Genomic DNA, 20402 nt, shown 5'->3' on the forward strand with positions numbered 1-20402 from the left:
TTATAATGTTTTGATCGTGTATCGATGATGAAAAATCAAATTGAATTTAAAGTATATGGAAGGAGAGCTTTGTTCTCCGATCCATTGACTCGTGTCGGAGGAGAGAAGTGTTCCTACCAAATTCCTACATATGAAGCGTTGAAGGGTATTACGCAGGCTATTTATTGGAAGCCGACGCTGATTTGGGTGATTGATGACGTTCGGGTTATGAAACAAATTCGAATGGATCCTCAGAATATTAAACTCCGACAGTATCATAAGGACATTGCAGGTTTATCGGTCTTTACCTATCTTACTGATGTCGAATACCAGGTGAGGGCTCATTTCGAATGGAATATGGAGAGGAAGGATTTGGAAGGAGACAGAGTCGAGGGTAAGCATTATCAGATTGCTTGCAGGATGTTGGAGAGAGGGGGGCGCCGTGATGTATGCCTTGGCTCTCGCGAATGTCAGGCATATGTTGAACCTTGTTGCTTCGGAGAAGGAGATGGGTTTTACGATGATCAAGGGTTATTGACATTTGGGTTGATGTACCATGGTTTTAATTATCCCAGTGAAACGGGAGATCCAGAAATGAGTATTCGATTTTGGAAACCTGAAATGAATAATGGAATCATTCATTTTTTAAGGCCATCTGAATGTACAATTTTAAAACAAGTCCGAAAGACTTCGGCTATCCATCCACCTACCTTGGGTATTGATGATGAGAGCTTATTTGATTAAAGGGAGGATTGATATGAATTGGATAGAGGCATTATATAAGACCTACGAAAATCATTTACACAGAGTAGGTGTGTACAAGACTAAGATCGTCAGAAAGGGGAGTAAGAATGAGTCACAGCGTACAGTGACGCCCTTGCTTCCTTTGTTTCACGGGATTCAAAATTCCCATATTACCATAACCTTGGATGGAACGGGCAATATTAAATACGCCAGAGTAAATTCTGAAACTGAACTTCCGACTATTATTCCCGTGACGGAAGATTCGGAGAGTCGGAGCAGCGGCCTGGCTCCCTATCCTCTGTGTGATAAATTGCAGTATGTAGCAGGTGATAATATTCGATTTTTTCAACCTGAAAAAAAACGTGATGAACAGTTGAAGAAATTAGAAGAATCTTATAAAGCGTATCTTGCACAAATCAGGAAATGGGTAAAATTTGCCCCTGATAATATCCCTCTCCAGGCAATTCTTGCGTATGTTGAAAAAGGCACCTTGATTCAAGATTTAGTCGAAATGGAGGTTCTTTTTCTTGATGATGAGGAGCATTTGGCTGAATCCTGGAAAGGAGATCCTAAAGAACAGCCATCCATTTTTGGAGTACTGAAACCAGCTTCTCAGGAAAGTGCTTTCATTCGATGGGAGGTAGTTGGTAACTACGATTGCCAAGAAGTATATCTGAGTCATGATATGTATCAATCGTGGATGTGTTATGCTCCTACATTATTGCCATTGAAAGGGCTGTGCTACATTTCAGGCGAAGATCAGCAATTATCTGGCAAGTTCCCTAAGCGGATCAGGAACGCAGGTGATAATGCCAAAATTATTTCATCAAATGATAAGGATGGCTACACATTCCGCGGTCGCTTCATCGAGGCAGAAGAATCTTTTGGATTAAGTGCCGAGGTGAGTCAAAAGGCTCATAGCGCATTGAGATGGTTGTTATCCCGTCAGGGGTATTTTGATGGAGAACAAGCCATTTTGATTTGGTCTCCGGAATTATTGACGGTTCCTTCCCCCTGTGAATCAAGTATCGAATGGAATAATTATGGCGACTCTGAAGAAGTAGATAATACTTCTGATCAGATTGCCGTTCGTTTTTCTGAAATGATTCATTCGGGAATCAAGGGGGATAAAGTATGGGATGTATTGGATCAGGATTTACGAGACCAGAAGGTGATGCTTCTTTCTCTTGATGCAGCTTCACCTGGCCGCCTTTCTATTACTAGGTATCTGGAGTTTAGCTTGTCTGATTATTTCGCTAATCTCCTTCACTGGTATAATCACAGTAAATGGTTGCAGTCCAATATGTGGATTTCGCATGAAGATTCCAAAAAAGAATTTTTGGGTTCTCCATCTCCTCGTATGATTGTAACTGCTGCGTATGGGAAGGATGTCGATGAAAAACTTCGGCGATATGCAGTATCCAGAATTCTTCCATCAATTTTGCTTCGAAATAAAATCCCGGCAGACATCGAAAAGCAATGTTTTGTGCGAGCATCACAAAAGAACTCACTCCCATGGAATGAATGGGAAATGACACTTGGTGTTGCCTGTTCCATTTATATTTACAACCATAACCAAGAAGAAGGGAATCATTATACTATGAGCCTAGATACTGAACGAAAAAATCGCAATTACTTATACGGCCGTCTGTGGGCAGTCGCGGAAGTATTGGAAAAAACGGCATTGGATGTTACTAAAACATCGCGGCCGACCAATGCGGAAAGATTGATGCAACGTTTTCAGACACGACCATTTGAAACGTGGACCTTAATGGAATCGAACTGCCTTCAGCCATATCAGCTAATCTTAAAGAAAAATATGAAAGGCCTCAAGAACTACTATGATTCTGTAATTGATTCTATTATGAATATTTTTGCTGCTGAGGATTTCGAAAATAATGAACCATTGGATGGTGCCTATCTTCTCGGATACCACTGCCAGAAGGTTGAATTATATAGGAAAAAGAAAGAAGACGATGTAACGCCTGATGACGGCGCCGAGGGATCTGGTGAAGAATAATTTTCCAACAAACAAACAAATTAAATATCATGAGCTTGAATAATAAAATTGATTTTGCCGTTATTTTTTCGGTGAAGAATGCAAATCCCAATGGAGACCCATTGAATGGAAACCGCCCCAGAACTACTTTGGAGGGGATGGGTGAAGTGTCTGACGTTTGTGTGAAGAGAAAAATCCGGGACAGGCTTATGGATGCCAGTGTTTCGGTGTTTGTGCAGTCGTCCGACAAAAGTGTAGATGATTGCAAGACGCTGAAGGAGAGAGCTGATAAGGTTTTGGATCTTAAAGGGAAATCCGACCCCAAGGATCAGGCGGCCAAAGCATGTCAGGCGTGGTACGATGTCCGTGCTTTCGGTCAGGTATTTGCGTTTGCCAAGGGTAAAACAGGAGATGGGGTTTCGATTGGTATTCGTGGCCCGGTGTCTGTACATCCTGCCTTCAGTGTCGAGAACGTCAACGTGACCAGTACTCAGATTACAAAAAGTGTCAGTAGCGATGGCGATGGTAGCAAAAAATCCTCTGATACCATGGGTATGAAGCACCGCGTTGATGGTGGTGTGTATTACTTCTGTGGTGCTATCAGTCCACAATTAGCTGAAGGAACGGGATTTTCCGATGAAGACGCCGAGATTCTGAAGTCTGTGCTACCCAAGTTGTTTGAAGGGGATGCCTCATCGGCTCGTCCAGAAGGAAGTATGCAGGTTCTTACTGTGATTTGGTGGAAGCACAACAATAAGAGCGGTCAATATTCTTCTGCAAAGGTGCACCACTCGCTTACAGTACACGCAGATGGTACTTATTCGATTTCTGAGTTGCCTGGATTGACTCCAGAAGAAATTCCCGGGTTCTAAGTATTATTTTGATTGTTATCAACAGTGAGGGCGACCCGAAAAGGGACGCCCTCTCTTCGATTTTAGAGGGAGCGATGAAGGGAAATGTTGCTTGGCAATTCTGAGAATGTGTTTGTTGGCCATGGAGGAAAGCCAGATGACTCCGTTTTTGATAATGGAATCGGTAGGACCGTTGGTTGGGCTGATGCGGCGGGAGCAGTCACGACGACAGCTTATGACTCCCGTTTCGACCAGCCTTCCTGCATTACCAATGCCCTGGGAAACACGACATGCTATGCCTACGACATCCGGGGGCGCAAGATATCGGAATACGGTACGGCCATCCAGCCCGCCGTCTTCGGCTATGATGAGATGGATCATATGATTCGTCTGACGACATTCCGTGTGCCGGGAAGCGTGATCACGACAGATCCGAGTAGCCGCACCGACGGAGATACGACCACTTGGACGTATGATGAGGCGACGGGACTTCAACTGAAGAAGACCTACGCGGACAACTCCCAGCTCGTGTACACCTACGATGCTATGAACCGCCAGAGTACGCAGACCCTGGCAAGGGGTATTGTCATTACCTATACCTATGATCTTTTGACAGGAGACATGACAGGGATATCCTATGGAGACACCACACCGGATTATTCATTTGAGTACGACCGTTTCGGAAGCATACAGAGCATATCGCAGGAAGGGCATAGCATCCCCGTCGAACAAAGAGGCTATAACGAATATAACCAGCTTGAATTGGAATGCTATTTCCGAGGGAATGATGAATGTTACCATATTCGGCACTATGATGAATATGGGCGAATCAAATTCGATACTCTCCAAATTGTGAGAAATTTCATGTTGGCTGAGATAGCCTATGAGATCACGACGGAATACAACGACCTGGGGCAATTGTCCCGATATATCTACAATCTCGGCCAGGAGGATGAACGGGCATTTCAATTCAATTATCTCTCGGGGACGCATTTTGTGTCGTCGATTGACTTCCCTGACCCGGTTTCGTTGGAATATACCTACGAACCTGTACGAGATCTATTATCGGGTATTATGTGCCGGAACTCGGCGGAAAACATGATCAGTAACCGAACACAAATTTGTGACCTACTCGGACGACCGACCGAGAGAACTCAAATCCGGGAAGGAGTAACAAGGGAGGATCAATTTATTTATAATTCTCTCAACGAGCTGACCAGGGCCAATCTGGGAGGCACTCCTTTTAACTACGGCTACGATAATATCGGAAACAGGAAGGATTCGGAAGAATTTGACAAAATGACATCCTATCTTTCCAATAACCTGAACCAGTACACCAGCATTGATCCCGAGGAAGAACCAGCCTTCATTCCCACTTACGATGCGGACGGCAACCAGACAAGGGTACGGACAACAACGGGAATCTGGGATGTTGTGTATAACGCTAAAAATCGTCCCGTGCGATTTTCAAGTTCCGACGGTACGCTTGTGATCGAATGCACCTACGACTACATGGGTAGAAGAACGCACAAAATTCTGAAACGCAATGACAAATTGGAATTCGATGAAATGTACCACTATAACGACTACCTCCAAACGGCCGCGATCCGTGGAACCGAAACGCAGCACGTTATTCTGTGGAATCCTACCGAAACTGTTGCCACGCGTCCTTTGGCGCAGATTAAGAATGGAAACTTCTATTACGCCGTTCATGACTTCGTGAAGAACATCACGGAATGGGTTACCACGTCAGGCAGTATTGAGGCAAGTTTCGACTATACTCCGTATGGGACTATCATGAATGAAACCGGCGATTTAGCACTAGGTTGCATTGGATTTTCAAGCGAAGTAATGAATCAAGAACTTGGTATGATATATTATAATTACCGATATCTAAATCCTTTAGATGGGAGGTGGATTAATAGAGATTATGTTAAAGAAATATATTTTTCATACAATTTATATCAAATTATTTATAATAACCCTATTGGAAAATATGATTTTCTAGGGTTGATGGAATGCAATAAAGATAAATTAGGTGATAAGGGTGATTTTTCTTATTCCATTAATCTATATAGCATGTATGAAGAAAAGTTGAAAGTATCTGACCCAATTAAACAATTTTTTGATTCAACAAAAGAAATCATAACAAAGACAATAGAAGGTAAAATTGTAGAAACTTTAGAAACGACTCTTGATATGGTAGCCGATGGAGCTAAACTACCTATTAGAGCTATCGAAGCTGTAGGGAGTGCTATAAAAAAACAAGGTAATATAGGAAGTATAGTTATAGAAGTCAAAGGGAAAATATGTTGTTGTGATTCTAAAGGTGGTTATAAGGTCTATGATATCAATGGGAAGGTGACAGAAAATAATAGTTATATATTAGATCCATTAACATCTTCAGATAGATCCCTCAGTAAGGAAGCAAAAAGATTGGAAAGAGCAATAGAAGATATGTCTAAACAATTGGGGGAAAGAATGAGAGATATAAACTGTGATAATAAAGATGAACACGTAAATATTAATGTTTAGTTTGTGAGTAAATGAAAATTTTATTATTCGCTTTTTTGCTTATTTTAATTTTCAATCTAAATGCATCTGAAATTTCTGAAATATGGATATATAATAAGATTAAATATTTAGGCGGGTATGAATATTATGAATTTAGAGGATCAGATGAATATGAAATGAATCATGAATACGCCAATTTTTTTGAGAGAAAATTGATTATTTTCTGTTTTGTTGTCCCTGAATCCATTGTGCTTGGTCATACGCAATTTTCTTTAGATAAATCTAAAAATCAGACTATATATAATTGTCGCCATGAATTGAAAATTAATATGATTAAATTAATTGGCGATAATGTAGTTAAAATATTTAATTTTTATAAAAACAAGGAAAATATTCCTTCTTGGGTGATAGATAATTTTTTTGTAAGACTAAAAAAGTCGTCGAACATCAATTTATATAATAAATATATCCAAAGAAAATTGAGATTGAGTGTTGAGGAGATTAATGATTCTTTCGAAACCAAAAAGACAGATGAATTGGTTGGTGAGGATTTTTTAATAAGGTTGTATATTGATTCATTTAAGTACATTGTTAATGCGCTCAATGAGGAGAATATTGATTGCGAATATTTGTATTATGATTTAATGAGGACATTGCTTTCATATTGGATTTGTATCGACAACAAAATTATTCGGGAAAGTCTTCAATTTGAAGATATTATTAATGAATGTATTATAATATATGATGAGAATATTAGGAAAAAATGCTTGGAGGAACTCAAAAAGGGAAATGTAAAATATGAACTTTTGGATGATAATAGTACTTATTTGTTGAGAACAAATCTTTACTATCTGCCAAGCAGTTATTGTAAGTCTACAGGTGCAATGTTTGAGAATTTTGAAAAATGGTTGAATGAAAAAGTAGTTCTGAAGGAAAAAAGAAAGGAGACTATGTGCAAAGAAGGTTAGGTATATGCAATTCATTAAAATGAAAATTTTGTCATTACTTTTTTGTTTTGTATTCATTTCTGTGGTTGATGCGTCGGGGATGGATCAGTTACTTATATATACTAGACTTAAATTATTCGGAGAAAGCGAATATTATGATTTCAAATATTCGGATAAAGATGAAATAGAAGAAATATATAGCGACTTTTTTTGGAGTAAATTCAAGATTTATTATTTTTATATACCAGACTCTATTGTGATGGGATATACGAATTTTTCCTTGGATAAAAATAAAACTAAGGATTTACCTTGCCGCAGCGATGAATTGAAAACGGAAATGATTTCCTTGATTGGTAATAACATAATCGACATCTACAATTTTTATAAGGATAAGGATTATATATGTACGTGGGTAATCGATGACTTTTTTCATGTACTCAAAAAGTCGCCTAGATTTGATTTATATAATGAATATATTCAAAAAAAGGAAGATCTGAAATTTAATGAAATCAATGATGCGCTTAAAATAAAAACAAGGAAAAAATTTGTTGATGAGAATTATTTTTTGAAATCATATATCGATCTATTAAATTGTATCACCAAGGCACTCAATAGGGAAAATATCGATTGCGGATATTTATATTATGATTTAATGAGGACATTGTTTTCATATTGGATTTGTATCGATAACAAAATTATTCGGGAAAGTCTTCAGTTTGAAAAAAATGTTAATGAATGTAGCATAATATATGATAAGGATATTAGGGGAAAATGTTTGAATGAACTCAAAAGAGGGAATGTAAAATATGAACTTTTGGATGATAGTACTTATTTGCTGAGAACAACTCTTTACTATCTGCCAAGCAGTTATTGCAAGTCTACAGATGCAATGTCCGAGAATTTTGAAAAATGGCTGAATGAAAAAGTAGTTCTGAAGGAAAAGAAAACGAAAAAAGAAACTATTCGCAAAGAAGATTAATTATACAATGTTTGGTGTGATATTTTTCGATTTTTTTATGGAGAAAAGAGGAGTGTAAATGGAAATTTTATCAATTATTTTTTGTTGTTTATTTGTGTCACATCAATTGTGGCCTCAGGAGATTTCCAATGATGTATTTGAGATATTTCCTGTTCTGGATTTTAAGCAGTCGAGAGATATGCCAAAGGATGGATATGAAAAGCTCGATTATGCGTTTGAAACTACCTCGGGGAAAATTTTGCATGAAAATATATGGTTTGAATCGAGGGATGTTTTGAAGAAGAAAGGAACCTATATTGATTTTTCAGATGTGAAGGATGTGTATATGTTTTATAGTCAGGGAAATGCTGATCCTGTTTTTTGCAATATCAATCAATTACATTTGCCGGATGAAGAGGGTATAATGCTTGTTTTCGAAGAAGGCGGAGCGAAGAAATTGTCCAGCATGACAAGTGCTTGTCCTCTTCGTGTGGCTATTGTTAGCCAAGGAAAATTGGTCAGTGCTCCTTTGCTAATGTGCGAATTGAACAATAATGTCAAATTGACCTTGGCGACTTCTGCTGCGACCAGAAAGCTCAAGAAGGATTTTGATCAGCTTATCAATGATCGCGATCAAAGAAGGGGTGGAAGCAGTAATGAGAGATTGCCTGATGTGAGGTCCCCGAATTTTTCAATGAATGAATTGTTGGAAGCTGCGAATAACGGGTATGTTTATCCCCAGTTTGAACTTGCCGTTCGCTATTTGAAAGGAACAGGCGTGCTTCGAAACGATCAGGAAGCTCTAAGATGGTTCCAAAAGGCAGCAGAGCAGGGGCATTCCGTAGCGCAAAATGTTCTGGGGCATTACTATAAAAATGGGTTGGGAGCCATGGCCTGTGAGGATAAAGGCATGGCTCTGAAATGGTGGAACAAGTCGGCGCAACAGGGAAATGTTGATTCTCAATATAACCTTGGCATTTGCTACGAAGATGGATATGGAGTTGAGGCAGATGCCGGGTTGGCCGCGCAATGGTTCTTGAAATCGGCAACGCGTGGGTATAGTCCATCACAAAACCGACTGGGATTATGCTATGAGCACGGAATAGGTGTTCCTGCGAATATCAAAAAAGCTCTTGCATGGTATAAAAAAGCAGCTCGGCAAGGGAATCCTGAAGCGAAAAAAAATCTTGAACGTTGCCTTGCAACAGATCATGGAACCAAGAATACTAAATAATGAAGCGCAGTATTTTTAGCAGCATTGTAATAGGAACATCCCTTATCATAGTTGCATTGATAATGATTGCTTATTTATCATCTTCGCAAAAAACAGGTAATTCTGCACGTAGGTATGTCGCCTATCAAGATGGTTATAGAGAAATACGAATTCACTTTTTTCATAAAAACAAATTTGAAAATGATTTTGTGGAATCCTTCAAATTGTTAAAGGAAGAAAAGATTCGAGATGTGTTTATTCCTGATAGTCATTTTATTATATTATATTTTGTGATAGGTAAGGAATCGTATTCATTCTGGTATTCTCCAATGGCTACCGATTCAGCTGAATGGTATAAAGAAATAATGGATCGTGATGATTCGGCGAGGCGATCTTTTGAATTTTATAAAAAATGGATGAAGATATTCAATTCCGAGTTTTCATTTTCAGAAAAAGATGATTTCTATTATAAGGATTGAATTGAAATGGATGCAGAAAAATATTCTAAGAATGGAGCTATCCCTGTTTTAACAAGAAAAGTGGCGTTCTTTACTGGATTTGACGTAACTGCTATCCGAAAGAAATCATCGATTGACTGTGAAAGAGACTTGGCCACAGGGTTGGATGTTTTGGGTTTGATTATTTGAGGAACCCTCTCGGATCTATCAGCGCTTGGGTGTTGATGAGTTGATCTTCCGGAACGTTGTAATGGCAGTAGGCCAGATAGGATTCGGGTGGTTCCAGAGTGCGGATTCCCGGTTTCATTTTCCAGTCCCAATGGACGGATGCTTTGGCGGAATCCCGGACACGGACCAGATTTTTTTTGGCGGCGTTTGTGACGGGGAGATGCTGCCGGAAGGAAGCGATGTTGAGCGGTCCGTCGGTTCCCCATCTTTGCTGGAACCGATAGCCTTTCATGAGGAAGCGTCCGATGTCGGGCGATTCCCGTTCGGTTTGTTCGATGATTTTACCGATGGAATGACCCGGAGGGCAGTAAAGGTATTCGTCAATGTCGATAAATGCACACCAGTCTACTTCATGGCCCGATTGAGCGATAAAATCTTCGTATGATTCGATTTGTCCATGGATGATGCGCCCTGATTTCGGATCTCTGGGTTGCCAGGGAACAATACGGACGCGCTCTTCTCCGAATCGTTTGGCGATGGCGTGGGCTTCTTCCAGGATCTGGGCATCGGTCAGGTGAGCCGTGAGGCGTCCATATTCTTCTCCTCTCTTGCTGATTTGTTGAATTTGGAAGTAGCCATTGATAAAACGCGGGTTGGAGTTGGGATCCTTGCTGGCGGTGCTTCCTGTGTTGTCGTAGATGACGACGAGAGAGGCTCCGGCCCTCAGATGGAATTCAATCCAGTCCTGCAGCCAATAATATGATTCCCGGAGGATGGCAACGGCGCAAACGCCCCAGCGCAATGCGGGGGGCTCGGGAAGCGGGGGGAGGGCGTCCGGAGAGTTGTTCTGATGAAGATCCTCCCGGTTGTTGGGTGCGTTTGTTTGTGAAGGGGAGGCCGCTTGCTGAGGAACATCCTTTTCTGCGGGAGGAGAGACCGGTGCCGCCAGACGGAAAATCCCTTTTTCGTCGCGAATGAATCGCTCGTATCCCCAGGAATCCCATTTGATGTTCAATTCTTCTTCATCGTATGAGAGGATGGTGGCGTGAGCCCCGGTTGGGGTGCGCCAGCCGTCGTGGCCGATGATACGAAAGGCATCGTTCCATGAAGGGTGGCGGATTTCCAGTACGTGTTCCTGCAGGGATGGTGCCGGAGCATAGTACTGGAGTCTGCCGGCATGTGCTTTCCGGTATGTTTCCGGGCCTCGGAGGGAGGGCGGGGTGTCTCTCCAGAGGAATGCAGACCTTAAGTCCGGAGGGAGTCCGGAGGAGATGTTGCGGCTTCCCAGGCGGGAGACGAGCGGGAAGAGAATCGTGTCGATGGATTCTCCGCAGGGTTCCGGCGGGGTGCTGGATTCAAGTCGGCGGAAAGCTTCGAATGCTTCCTGCGTCAGTGAAAAGCATGTCGGCGGGGTTTCTTCTTCCTTCCATGGGCGGGGGGCGTTTTTTTGATGTTTCCAGACGCTCCCCTTGTAGTAGACGGAGTCGTGCTGGGGGATGGTGGCGTGGAAATCGTTCAAGATGCGGAGTAGTCCGGGGGCAGGCATGTCCGTTTCCCGGATGATCAGGAAGTGGTCGAAACGCCCTGTTTCCAAGCCTCGAACTGAGTCGAGTACATCGGATGCCGGATTTTTACTCGGAAACAGCCGTAATGACACTGTGCCTGAGGCGATGGAGGCCTGCCATCGGGGCAGGATCAGTTTGTGAAAGACCGGCTCGGTTATGCCTTTGACGGCTGCGAAGATGCGGAGTCCGGGGTAATGTTCCGCCAAAGCCCAAGTGAGCAGGCGGTCCAGATGTTCCGGGCAATATGCCGAAAGGCAAAGTGCAAATTCCCGCTGTTTCCATGCGAATGAGACGGTTTTGTCCCGATAGTGCGTCCGGGGTTGCTGGTAGAAGTGGTTGAATGAGGCAACGCGGACATTGATATGTCCCATGGAGGCGGCTAATTCAATGGCATTGTCGATCGGGTAGGCGCATTCCCGGAAAAGAGTTGCGATTTTTTGTCGTTTGGATGCCGGGATGACGAGTGCGTGGGAACCCCATACGTAGCGGGAGCCTTTGGTCCGGGAGCTTGTCCGGAACGGTTCAAATTGGAAATCTTCCGGATGGGACGGCGGAGGACCCTGGGAGAGAATGGTATGGTGGTAGAGGCGAAAGATATCGGTCTCCGGGTGTTCCCGGAGTTCACGTTCAAGAGCGTTACGGAGCAGGGCGGATTCTGTGACGGAAGCGGCATCGCTTTCTCCGAAGATGATCAAGTCGTCATCCATGAAGCGTTCGTCGAGTAGCATTCCGGCAAAAGAGCTTCTCAAGGATTGAACATAGGGCGGGGTGTGGTCTTTCCAGCCGGGGTAAAAAAAGTCCAGTATTTTTCTGGGGTAGGTGTCTTTGAGGCAGGATATGTCTTGTGTGGATGGGTATGCTTCCGCCGTGTAACCGAGTTGGGCAAGGCTGTCGGCTGCTTCAAGGATTTCGCCTTGAGTCTGGAGGAAGACGCATCGGAGTGGGGGAGGGACGGAGGTGGGCATGAGGTGGGAGCGGGGTAAGGAGGGGGGAGGATTGTTTGCCGGAGTTTTCAGTGCGAGGGGGAGAGGGGGCTGGCGGAAGATGACGGGGGTTATTTCCATAGCCATCGGAGTTCCGGGATGCCGCCGATGATGTCGCTTTGTTTTTGGGAGCAGGTGACGAGCATGGGGATGGGGGAAAGAATGATTTCTCCCTGGCGAACCAGGTGGCCCCAGATGCGGTCTGTTTCACTGTTCCAGTTCTCTAAGGCTCGGGACATGATTAGGGCAAAAGATGGGCGGATGGCGAAGGCGGTCATGCTGCGGACGTCGCCGGTGACACGTTGCCAGCCGTCGATTTCAGCAACGCGGCTGCCTCCCCGATGCAGCATGACGCAGCCGGCTTCATAGGGCACCAGGGAGAGCAGCCCTTCCAGTCGATCCCGGAAGGCCGGAGCGAGGACTGCGTCATCTTGAAGGATCAGCACCCAGTCTTCACTGCATGTTTCTGCCAGGGCGATTGCTTTGCGCATCGCCCGCTTGCATCCGACAGCCCGGCATACGTACTCGGGAGTTGTTTTGAGTCGTGCGATGCAGTAGGCCTCCAGCCCCTCCTGTTCCCACCATGGTATTTCTTCCATCGTGGCGATGCGAACTCCATCGACCCATTCCCAGGTAAGGTGTTGCGCGGAAAGCCTCTGTCTCATAACATCCCTTTTGGGAGAGCCGGGAAGGCTGACGACGAGTATTTTAAATGATGGCGCTGGCATGGAGGTAGGAGAAAGAAATGGTGTTGCTGCCTAGGAAATACTTGAAAGACTATCTTCACAGACTAATCCAGAATTTCCATGGATGCAACCGGAAAGGTACCGGGAACATGGGGGGGCTCGTATGTTTTTCTCGTTGTTCCGGGAGAGGTGTATGGTATAAGGACAAAATTAGTTTTATGCCGATTGGCGTGAGATGCCGCCCGGCACAAAAAGAATGAAGAATCTTGCCCCCCGACCTCAATGCACCGGATTGCTCTATTTACTTTGGCTCTCGGAAATAGCTACCATGATTTTCTCCGGATAAGTTTGCCGTTCAACCAAAGATTTTTCTTTCCGGACATGGAGACGGATTTTCATTATTTCAGCGATTTGGATCTGGAATTGCGGGGTGCTTTCTTCCACCCGGCCCGGAAGACGGTCTGGCCGTTTACTGCCTTCAACAAAATGCTTTTTATCGACAGGTTTTTGAAGGAACACGATTTATACCGTTACTACGATTACGTTTACTTCATTGATGCGGATATGTGTTTTGCGCGCCATGCGGGGAGAGAGCTTCTGGCGTCTGCGTTGTTTTTGATCAATGTACCGTGGAGGGCGCATGTGGCGGGCGGTTTTTTCGGAGGCGAACCAGCCCTGATGTGGAGGGCTGCCGCCTTTACGGAAGCTTATGTCAGGGAAGGCTGTGACCGGAAACATTTTGATCGGACTGCCGACGAATTCGTTTTGAAACGCGTTTATGATTCATTGGAAACAAAGACTGAACTGGACTGTGAGGGGAAAAAACAGAGCCGTTATCTCTTCTTTTCTCCCCGTGTTGAACCGGACCGGCTGGAGGAAGCGGGGGAAGCCGGACATTTGCTCGTGAATGTGGAGTTGCCGGGCCGGGCGTACAAGGACAGCATTTTCGAGTGTATCCATCCGAGGTGGAGAGATACGGTGGAGCTGGATCTGGAGCGGGGGTGGATCAACCACCGTGGGCATTTGGGGGAGCTGGCGCCTGCAGGCGGGGGAATCGGTATAGCCTCGGAGGGGGAAGAAGTCTTCCGCATTCACTGGTGGGATTTTCCGGGGGCAGAGGAATACCTTCACTTGGGAACTGGCAGGATTACGGTAGGTCAACCGTCGAGGAACAACCGATCCCCTGATAGGTGAACCCCCAAGCCTCCAGATCGGAGCGGCAATAGATATTACGGCCATCGACGATGTGGCGGGAAGCCATGGAACGGTAGACGTTTTTCCAGTCGGGAAGGCGGAATTCCTTCCACTCTGTTGTGAGGACAAGCACATCGGCTCCGGAGGCCGCATCGTACATATCGTCCGCATAGTAGAGGGCTTCTCCCCAGCGTTGGTGGGTTGAATCCATGGCTGCCGGGTCGTATACGCGGAGTCGGATGCCGTCTTTGAGCAGTTCCTCAATTAACGCCATGGCTGGAGCTTCCCGTATATCGTCCGTTTCCGGTTTGAAGGAAAGTCCCCAAAGGGCGACGGTAGAGGATTGGTCACGGGAGGTTTGGGCGACGGCTTTCTTGACTTTGCCGATGAGGAAACGTTTTTGCTGCTGGTTGCATTGTTCGACGGCTTCAAGAATGTCCATGGTCACTCCGTGTTCGTTTGCCGTGCGGATCAATGCCCTGATATCTTTTGGAAAACACGAGCCTCCGTAGCCGCATCCTGCGTAGAGGAAGCTGTTGCCAATACGCGTGTCGCTGCCGACTCCTTCCCTGACTCGGCAAATATCTGCTCCGACTGCTTCGCAGAGTCTTGATATTTCGTTCATGAGGCTAATGCGGGCGGCCAGCATGGAGTTGGAGACATATTTGCTCATTTCTGCCGAAACCGTATCCATGACCAAAAGGCGGTCGTTTTTCAGCATAAAAGGAGCATAGAGTTTTTGTAATATGCGAACGGCTTTGGATGTATCTGCCCCGATGATGATGCGGTCCGGGCTCATGAAGTCCTTGATGGCGGAGCCTTCTTTGAGGAATTCCGGATTGAAGGCGAGTTCAAAACTTGCGTCGCCGGCGCGAAGGCGGATCTCTTCTTCAATGATTTTCTTGAGGCGATGGCAGGTTCCGGGAGGGACGGTGCTTTTGACAACGATGACGGTGTCGTGCTGCAAATTTTGTCCGATTTGCCGCGCCACGGCTTCGATGCTGCTAAGATCGGCTTGGCCGTCGGGCTGGGAAGGGGTGCCGACTGCGATAAAGAAGATATCGGCGTTATTGAGCACCTGCTCCGGTTTTGATTCAAAAGCGAGCCTGCCTTGAGAGAGATTGCGTGTTACCATGGCCGTTAACCCCGGTTCGTACAAGGGGATGATGCCGTTCCTCAACTGGTTGATTTTATGGGCGTCTTTGTCCAGGCAGGTGACACTGGCTCCCATTTCTGCAAAACAGGCTCCGGAAACAAGGCCCACATAGCCGGTACCGATGATTGCTATTCTCATGAGGATACAAAAGTTCAGAATAGAATAAGCCGTATGAAACGGCGATGTCAATGTTGAACTTATTGGAATGAATTTGGAAATTTGAATTGAGGCAAGAAAAGATCAAGGGAGAAACGCCAAAATCGGCATGGTGTGATGGTTGTGTCAGAGGGCTTTATCTTACCGTCGGAATATATTGAGTTAGATTTGACAAACTTTTGTTTTCTAATCCGGGATTGAATCTTGCCTTGGCTGAGACAGAACATAGAATATGCAGCATGTATAGGAAAACTGATGTGCTGGACCGCGATTTCGCAGCAGCTCGGGCGAGTTTGTTGGATTTGGCTGCTTTTTTGGACCGGGTTGAGCGTGCCGGCGGTGAGGGTGATTTCCGCTGGGATGCGTTGTTGAATGCCCTGCCTTTGCTAGAGGATGCGGGAGTGGAGAGGACGCGACGCATCCTGGAGGCTTTATCCTTCCCGGGCGAGACGCCAACTGAGTCCGCTATTGGCAAGGCCGCTTGTGGCGCCCCTGATTTGAATGCTTGAACCTGTTGACAGCCATGAGATTTATCGAACCTCACGCACACCCTGTTTGCCGGACGACGGATGATTACAAGGCTCTGGCTTTGGCCGGTTGCGTCGCGATTGGCGAACCTGCTTTCTGGGCTGGATTTGACCGTTGTTCCCCGGACGGATTCCGGGATTATTTCATGCAGTTGACAGAATACGAGCCTCTCCGGGCATCCAAATTCGGTCTGGACCACTATTGTTGGATTTGCGTGAATCCGAAGGAAGCGGAGGATCCCGTTTTTGCGAGGGAGGTGATGGCGATGATCCCCGAATTCCTGAAGAAACCTAATGTGCTGGGTATCGGTGAGATTGGACTGAACCGCAATACGGCTCATGAGGTTGAGATTATGGAAGAACACATGGATCTCGCTATTGCCGAAGGTCAGCTGGTGCTGATTCATACGCCGCACATGGAAGACAAGCTGAAAGGGACGCGCATTATTTTGTCCGCGCTGAAGAACCGTCCCGATTTGTCTCCGGACCGTGTCTTGGTGGATCACTGTGAGGAACATACCCTTCCGCTTGTCCGGGAGGCTGGTTACTGGGCCGGTCTGACTCTGTATCCGACGAGCAAGTTGACGCTGTCCCGTGCCGCGGACATGCTGGAAGTATACGGGCATGACCGTGTCTGGGTCAATTCCGCGTGCGACTGGGGGGATTCCGATCCCTTGGCGGTACCTCGTCTGGGTATGGAGCTTGCCCGGCGCGGATGGTCGCGCAGTGATATTGAGACAATCGTGTTGAAGAATCCTGCTGTTTTTATGGGCGGCTCTCCTCATTTCCGCGGTGTGTGATCAACACGGCGGGAGGGGGGATGCGCAGCGACAGGAATGAATACGGTCTGGCTCTGCTATTGCAAACGGATAGAGATTCCTATACTTTACGCGCATGTGGCAATGGATTGTCGAGAATCAGGAAGATATCAAGGATGTGCTGCGCGCCATCGTTGAGATCATTATCCTGTGGGCTCTTTTCTACCAGATCTACCGGGCCTTTCATGCGACGCGCGGGGCGCGGATCATGGTGGGGCTGATCCTCAGTCTTGTCGCTCTGACGCTGGTTACCTATCTTTTCCATCTGAATGTAATCGGCTTCCTGATTACCCGTGTACTGGCTCCGGGCTTGGCTGTGGCTCTGGTGGTGATTTTCCAGCCGGAACTGCGTAGCGGGCTGGCTAAACTGGGTAGCCATCCCTTGCTGTCCAAGTATGTTAAAATCCAGCGGGTGGATTTCCTGGATACCTTCTGCAAGGCAGTTTCCCAGCTTTCCAATAAACGTTTGGGGGCTTTGTTCGCTTTCGAACGTGGTATCAGCCTGAAGTCTATTGAAGATTCCGGGGTCATTATCGATGCACTGTTTTCACCGGAGCTGGCCCTTTCCATTTTTTATACGAAAACCCCGCTTCACGATGGCGGAGTGGTGATTGCCGGCGAGCGCATGGTGGCTGCCGGCTGCGTGTTTCCTGTGACTTCCCGGGAGATGTCCGACCGTTCGCTGGGATTGCGCCACCGTGCCGGTGTCGGCATGACGGATGAGACGGATAGCGTTGTCGTTGTGGTTTCCGAGGAAACGGGTAGTGTATCCATTGCCGTCGGCGGAAAGTTGGAACGCAACGTCGACTTGGAAATATTGAAAAAACGTCTCGAATCCCTCCTCCTTCAAAAGAAAACTTCCCATGATCAGGAACATCAAGATACTCATTGAAAACTGGCCGGCAAAATTGTTGTGCCTGCTGTTGGCGCTTGGAGTCTGGACGCTCGTCAAACAGCAATACGTTTCCCAGGATCCCGGATACCGCAGGGATGAAATCCGTCGTTCCCATCCCTAATTTTCTTCCTTCAAAATTGCCGCCATGCAGAATTTCATTGTGACCGGTACGGATACCGACGCGGGCAAGACCTATGTCAGTTGCCTGATCATTAAAGCTCTCAGAGAGAAAGGCATCGATATTGCCGGATTCAAGCCGGTTGCTTGCGGCAGCCGGGAGGATCCGCGCCAGCTCCGGGCTGCTTCCGGTTTGGAGGCGTTGACGCTGGAGCGCATCAACCCGGTATATCTCAAGAATGCCACATCTCCCTGTGTTGCCGCGCGGCTTGAGAATACGGAGATCGACTTTGACCTTGTCCATGAAGCTTATGAACGTCTTTCAGCCGAGCATGACTGCGTGCTGGTGGAAGGAGTCGGAGGCTGGGAGGTACCGATGGCTCCCGGTGTCAATTTCAGTGACTATGCTCGTGAGTTGCATTTGCCGGTTTTGCTGGTTGTCAACAACAAGCTCGGTGTTTTGAATCATGCCGTTTTGACAGTCAATGCCATGAAGGCACAGGGGATTCGCTGTGCCGGGATCATTTTCAACAATGTCCAGGAAGAATGGGATACTGCCAGCATTACGAACCGTGCCATGCTGGAGGAAATGGTCGATGTGCCTGTCCTTGAAGAACTGATTCATGGTCAGGACTATTTGGATGCCGATGCCATTCTCGGAGGAATCTGTGGAATGGAGAAAGCCTGATTGTTGCGTATCGTGAGATCGACCACCCCCAAAAGCCAGGGGCTCCCGGAGGGGAATGTGGCGATTATTTCTGAATGAATTGCGGTGCCAAGGCTGACGAAGACGATTTTACCTGTTGACGGAACCCTTTCAGCGCATACGATAAGAGAATGACAGATTCTCGAATTCAGAAACTGGTTGCGGCAGGTCTTTTCCTGTCTGCATTGGGCGTGGGAGGAGGCATGGCGCAAGCGGAGAGTGCGGATGCCGTGACAATGAAGCCAGTGCGGGTTTCTCTGTTCAAGAATGGGTACGGCTTTATTACGATGAGGGGTAAAACCGGAGAAGGGGCTGCCATGGAGCTGAAGAATCTGCCTGTGCCGGCATTCGGAACATTTTGGATTTCCGCTTCACATCCAGCTAAAATTGCCTGCCTTGTCAGTAGCCAGAAGACGGAGAAACGCCTGGTGAGGGGAGCCGGTATGGTGGATGTAGCCAATGCCAATCCCGGCAAGCAGATTCGCGTCGTGACCGACAGCGGTGTTGTCGAAGGCATGGTTGTGGGGCTGAAGAAGGATGAAGAAACTGCTCCAAATCCCAATCTAATTGGTGGAAGGGATGAGGATCATGATCAGGGTGAGTCGTATCTGGTAGTCAAGACGACTGCCGGAACCCTGGTGGTTCTTTCTCAGGATCGCATCAAACAGATTGAGTTCTCTTCCTTGAATGCTTTGTTGCCCATGCGTGACGTCAAGACTCCTTGCGTCGAATTGGCCCTGGAGAAACCGGTCCCCGGCGCCATTTTGACGGCGACCAGCATTTCTTCGGGGATTTCCTGGATTCCGTCCTACCACCTGGATATGACGAATCCCGGGAAAGCGATCATGTCCGTCAAGGCATCGGTTATGAATGAATTGGTGGATTTGGACGGGGTCAAACTCGATCTGATTACCGGAGTACCGACTCTGAAATATCCCTCGTTGCCTTCACCGGTCGCCATGAAACTTGATTTGAAGGGATTCCTGAATGGACTGGCCGGTTTCGGTAACGGACGGCCGATACCCATGACCGCGCAGCAGGTGGATTTGAGGGCCAATTTTTTACCGGAAGGTTTTGCGGAGGCTGGGAGGTTTGGCGGGCAGAATCCCTCCGATTCCGTCCGTACGGAGGATTTGTTCTACTACCCCGTAGAAAATTTTACCTGCAAGAGAAATGAGACGGTGACTTTTCCTCTCTTTAGCGGCGAAGTGCCCTACACGACGGTTTATACGTGGGAAATCCCCAATCAGCGTATTTTATCCCGCTATCAGGGCCAGGAGGATTCCGGTCAGGATCCCTCGAGGGATATCTGGCACTGCATTCGTTTGGAAAACTCCTTCAATATGCCCTTGACGACAGGCGTCATTGAGCTGACGACGGGCAATCGCTTTGCCGGACAAGGGATCATTATGTTCACTCCGTCCAAAGAAACGGCAACGGTACGTCTTAATAGGTCGATGGATATTGTGACTGAGCGTTCCGAGAAGATCATGGAGCGCCGTGAGGCACCGAATAACAAGGATCGCATGCTCAATGTCGTTTACGGTACATTGAAAATCAGGAATTTGTCCGGCAAAGATGTCCCCTTGGAAATTACCAAGAAGGTACTCGGCGTGCCTCAATCCGCTTCTGAAGGAGGCGTTTGTACGACGGAACCCAACTGGACCGGCAGTATCAATCCGAATGGAACAATCAAATGGAACCTGAAGATTCCTTCGGACGGAAAACCGGTGACCGTGAGTTATTTTTACGATTACGTGGAATAAAG

18 protein-coding genes are annotated in these 20402 nt (G+C 46.4%); 15 read left to right on the forward strand and 3 right to left on the reverse strand.

Annotated features, from left to right (window positions below; genetic code table 11):
• The first annotated feature begins 27 nt into the window (after positions 1-27).
• From cas5c to QET40_RS07940, 8 genes are all read left to right on the forward strand, one after another.
• Entirely contained in the window at positions 28-723 is a 696-nt protein-coding gene (gene cas5c, locus QET40_RS07905) for a type I-C CRISPR-associated protein Cas5c (protein ID WP_345783065.1), read from the forward strand.
• Positions 701-2743 (forward strand): type I-C CRISPR-associated protein Cas8c/Csd1, encoded by a 2043-nt coding sequence (gene cas8c / locus QET40_RS07910; protein WP_280126628.1) that lies wholly within the window; start codon positions 701-703, stop codon positions 2741-2743. The genes cas5c and cas8c overlap by 23 nt, the downstream gene beginning before the upstream one ends.
• A 29-nt stretch (positions 2744-2772) precedes the next feature.
• A complete protein-coding gene (gene cas7c / locus QET40_RS07915) occupies positions 2773-3594 on the forward strand; it encodes a type I-C CRISPR-associated protein Cas7/Csd2 (RefSeq protein ID WP_280126629.1) in 822 nt (273 codons plus the stop codon).
• 84 nt (positions 3595-3678) lie between these two features.
• Entirely contained in the window at positions 3679-6108 is a 2430-nt protein-coding gene (locus QET40_RS07920) for an RHS repeat-associated core domain-containing protein (protein ID WP_280126630.1), read from the forward strand.
• Between the two features lie 11 nt (positions 6109-6119).
• Positions 6120-7055: a hypothetical protein gene (locus QET40_RS07925; RefSeq protein ID WP_280126631.1), complete on the forward strand. Its 936-nt coding sequence runs from the start codon at positions 6120-6122 to the stop codon at positions 7053-7055.
• A gap of 4 nt (positions 7056-7059) precedes the next feature.
• On the forward strand, positions 7060-8013 hold the full coding sequence (locus QET40_RS07930) for a hypothetical protein (RefSeq protein WP_280126632.1): 954 nt from the start codon (positions 7060-7062) through the stop codon (positions 8011-8013).
• 58 nt (positions 8014-8071) lie between these two features.
• Positions 8072-9226 carry a tetratricopeptide repeat protein gene (locus tag QET40_RS07935; protein ID WP_280126633.1) on the forward strand — a complete coding sequence of 385 codons (1155 nt, stop codon included), beginning with the start codon at positions 8072-8074 and terminating at the stop codon, positions 9224-9226.
• Complete coding sequence (locus QET40_RS07940; protein WP_280126634.1) at positions 9226-9684, forward strand: hypothetical protein; 459 nt, start codon at positions 9226-9228, stop codon at positions 9682-9684. The genes QET40_RS07935 and QET40_RS07940 overlap by 1 nt, the downstream gene beginning before the upstream one ends.
• 160 nt (positions 9685-9844) lie before the next feature.
• Here the strand turns inward: QET40_RS07940 and QET40_RS07945 are convergent, their stop codons facing one another.
• A complete protein-coding gene (locus QET40_RS07945; RefSeq protein WP_280126635.1) occupies positions 9845-12460 on the reverse strand; it encodes a glycosyltransferase family 92 protein in 2616 nt (871 codons plus the stop codon).
• A complete protein-coding gene (locus QET40_RS07950; RefSeq protein WP_280126636.1) occupies positions 12451-13107 on the reverse strand; it encodes a hypothetical protein in 657 nt (218 codons plus the stop codon). The genes QET40_RS07945 and QET40_RS07950 overlap by 10 nt, the downstream gene beginning before the upstream one ends.
• A gap of 339 nt (positions 13108-13446) precedes the next feature.
• On the opposite strand from QET40_RS07950, the gene QET40_RS07955 reads away from it, so the two are divergent.
• Positions 13447-14259 (forward strand): hypothetical protein, encoded by an 813-nt coding sequence (locus QET40_RS07955; RefSeq protein WP_280126637.1) that lies wholly within the window; start codon positions 13447-13449, stop codon positions 14257-14259.
• Here the strand turns inward: QET40_RS07955 and QET40_RS07960 are convergent.
• Positions 14213-15553 carry a UDP-glucose/GDP-mannose dehydrogenase family protein gene (locus QET40_RS07960; RefSeq protein ID WP_280126638.1) on the reverse strand — a complete coding sequence of 447 codons (1341 nt, stop codon included), beginning with the start codon at positions 15551-15553 and terminating at the stop codon, positions 14213-14215. The genes QET40_RS07955 and QET40_RS07960 overlap by 47 nt on opposite strands.
• 257 nt (positions 15554-15810) lie before the next feature.
• Here QET40_RS07960 and QET40_RS07965 point away from each other — a divergent pair, with 257 nt between their 5' ends.
• The 6 genes from QET40_RS07965 to QET40_RS07990 all read left to right on the forward strand — a co-directional run bounded on the left by QET40_RS07965 (position 15811) and on the right by QET40_RS07990 (position 20400).
• The gene (locus tag QET40_RS07965; RefSeq protein WP_280126639.1) at positions 15811-16080 is read left to right on the forward strand and encodes a hypothetical protein; all 270 of its coding nucleotides are present in this window, start codon (positions 15811-15813) and stop codon (positions 16078-16080) included.
• Positions 16081-16094: 14 nt separating this feature from the next.
• Complete coding sequence (locus QET40_RS07970; protein WP_280126640.1) at positions 16095-16898, forward strand: TatD family hydrolase; 804 nt, start codon at positions 16095-16097, stop codon at positions 16896-16898.
• A 94-nt stretch (positions 16899-16992) separates the two neighbouring features.
• Positions 16993-17808, forward strand: coding sequence for a diadenylate cyclase CdaA (cdaA, locus tag QET40_RS07975; RefSeq protein ID WP_280126641.1), 816 nt, complete (start codon positions 16993-16995; stop codon positions 17806-17808).
• A complete protein-coding gene (locus QET40_RS07980; protein ID WP_280126642.1) occupies positions 17780-17932 on the forward strand; it encodes a hypothetical protein in 153 nt (50 codons plus the stop codon). The genes cdaA and QET40_RS07980 overlap by 29 nt, the downstream gene beginning before the upstream one ends.
• A 24-nt stretch (positions 17933-17956) precedes the next feature.
• Positions 17957-18616 carry a dethiobiotin synthase gene (gene bioD / locus QET40_RS07985; RefSeq protein ID WP_280126643.1) on the forward strand — a complete coding sequence of 220 codons (660 nt, stop codon included), beginning with the start codon at positions 17957-17959 and terminating at the stop codon, positions 18614-18616.
• Between the two features lie 149 nt (positions 18617-18765).
• The gene (locus tag QET40_RS07990; protein WP_280126644.1) at positions 18766-20400 is read left to right on the forward strand and encodes a hypothetical protein; all 1635 of its coding nucleotides are present in this window, start codon (positions 18766-18768) and stop codon (positions 20398-20400) included.
• The last annotated feature ends 2 nt before the right edge of the window (positions 20401-20402 follow it).

The organism is Akkermansia sp. N21169, assembly GCF_029854675.1.
Taxonomy (GTDB): Bacteria; Verrucomicrobiota; Verrucomicrobiia; order Verrucomicrobiales; family Akkermansiaceae; genus Akkermansia.

Coding starts and splice junctions, on each gene's coding strand:
- cas5c (WP_345783065.1), top strand. CDS start 28: ATGAAAAATCAAATTGAATTTAAAGTATATGGAAGGAGAGCTTTGTTC.
- cas8c (WP_280126628.1), top strand. CDS start 701: ATGATGAGAGCTTATTTGATTAAAGGGAGGATTGATATGAATTGGATA.
- cas7c (WP_280126629.1), top strand. CDS start 2,773: ATGAGCTTGAATAATAAAATTGATTTTGCCGTTATTTTTTCGGTGAAG.
- QET40_RS07920 (WP_280126630.1), top strand. CDS start 3,679: ATGTTGCTTGGCAATTCTGAGAATGTGTTTGTTGGCCATGGAGGAAAG.
- QET40_RS07925 (WP_280126631.1), top strand. CDS start 6,120: ATGAAAATTTTATTATTCGCTTTTTTGCTTATTTTAATTTTCAATCTA.
- QET40_RS07930 (WP_280126632.1), top strand. CDS start 7,060: ATGCAATTCATTAAAATGAAAATTTTGTCATTACTTTTTTGTTTTGTA.
- QET40_RS07935 (WP_280126633.1), top strand. CDS start 8,072: ATGGAAATTTTATCAATTATTTTTTGTTGTTTATTTGTGTCACATCAA.
- QET40_RS07940 (WP_280126634.1), top strand. CDS start 9,226: ATGAAGCGCAGTATTTTTAGCAGCATTGTAATAGGAACATCCCTTATC.
- QET40_RS07945 (WP_280126635.1), bottom strand. CDS start 12,460: ATGGAAATAACCCCCGTCATCTTCCGCCAGCCCCCTCTCCCCCTCGCA.
- QET40_RS07950 (WP_280126636.1), bottom strand. CDS start 13,107: ATGCCAGCGCCATCATTTAAAATACTCGTCGTCAGCCTTCCCGGCTCT.
- QET40_RS07955 (WP_280126637.1), top strand. CDS start 13,447: ATGGAGACGGATTTTCATTATTTCAGCGATTTGGATCTGGAATTGCGG.
- QET40_RS07960 (WP_280126638.1), bottom strand. CDS start 15,553: ATGAGAATAGCAATCATCGGTACCGGCTATGTGGGCCTTGTTTCCGGA.
- QET40_RS07965 (WP_280126639.1), top strand. CDS start 15,811: ATGTATAGGAAAACTGATGTGCTGGACCGCGATTTCGCAGCAGCTCGG.
- QET40_RS07970 (WP_280126640.1), top strand. CDS start 16,095: ATGAGATTTATCGAACCTCACGCACACCCTGTTTGCCGGACGACGGAT.
- cdaA (WP_280126641.1), top strand. CDS start 16,993: ATGTGGCAATGGATTGTCGAGAATCAGGAAGATATCAAGGATGTGCTG.
- QET40_RS07980 (WP_280126642.1), top strand. CDS start 17,780: ATGATCAGGAACATCAAGATACTCATTGAAAACTGGCCGGCAAAATTG.
- bioD (WP_280126643.1), top strand. CDS start 17,957: ATGCAGAATTTCATTGTGACCGGTACGGATACCGACGCGGGCAAGACC.
- QET40_RS07990 (WP_280126644.1), top strand. CDS start 18,766: ATGACAGATTCTCGAATTCAGAAACTGGTTGCGGCAGGTCTTTTCCTG.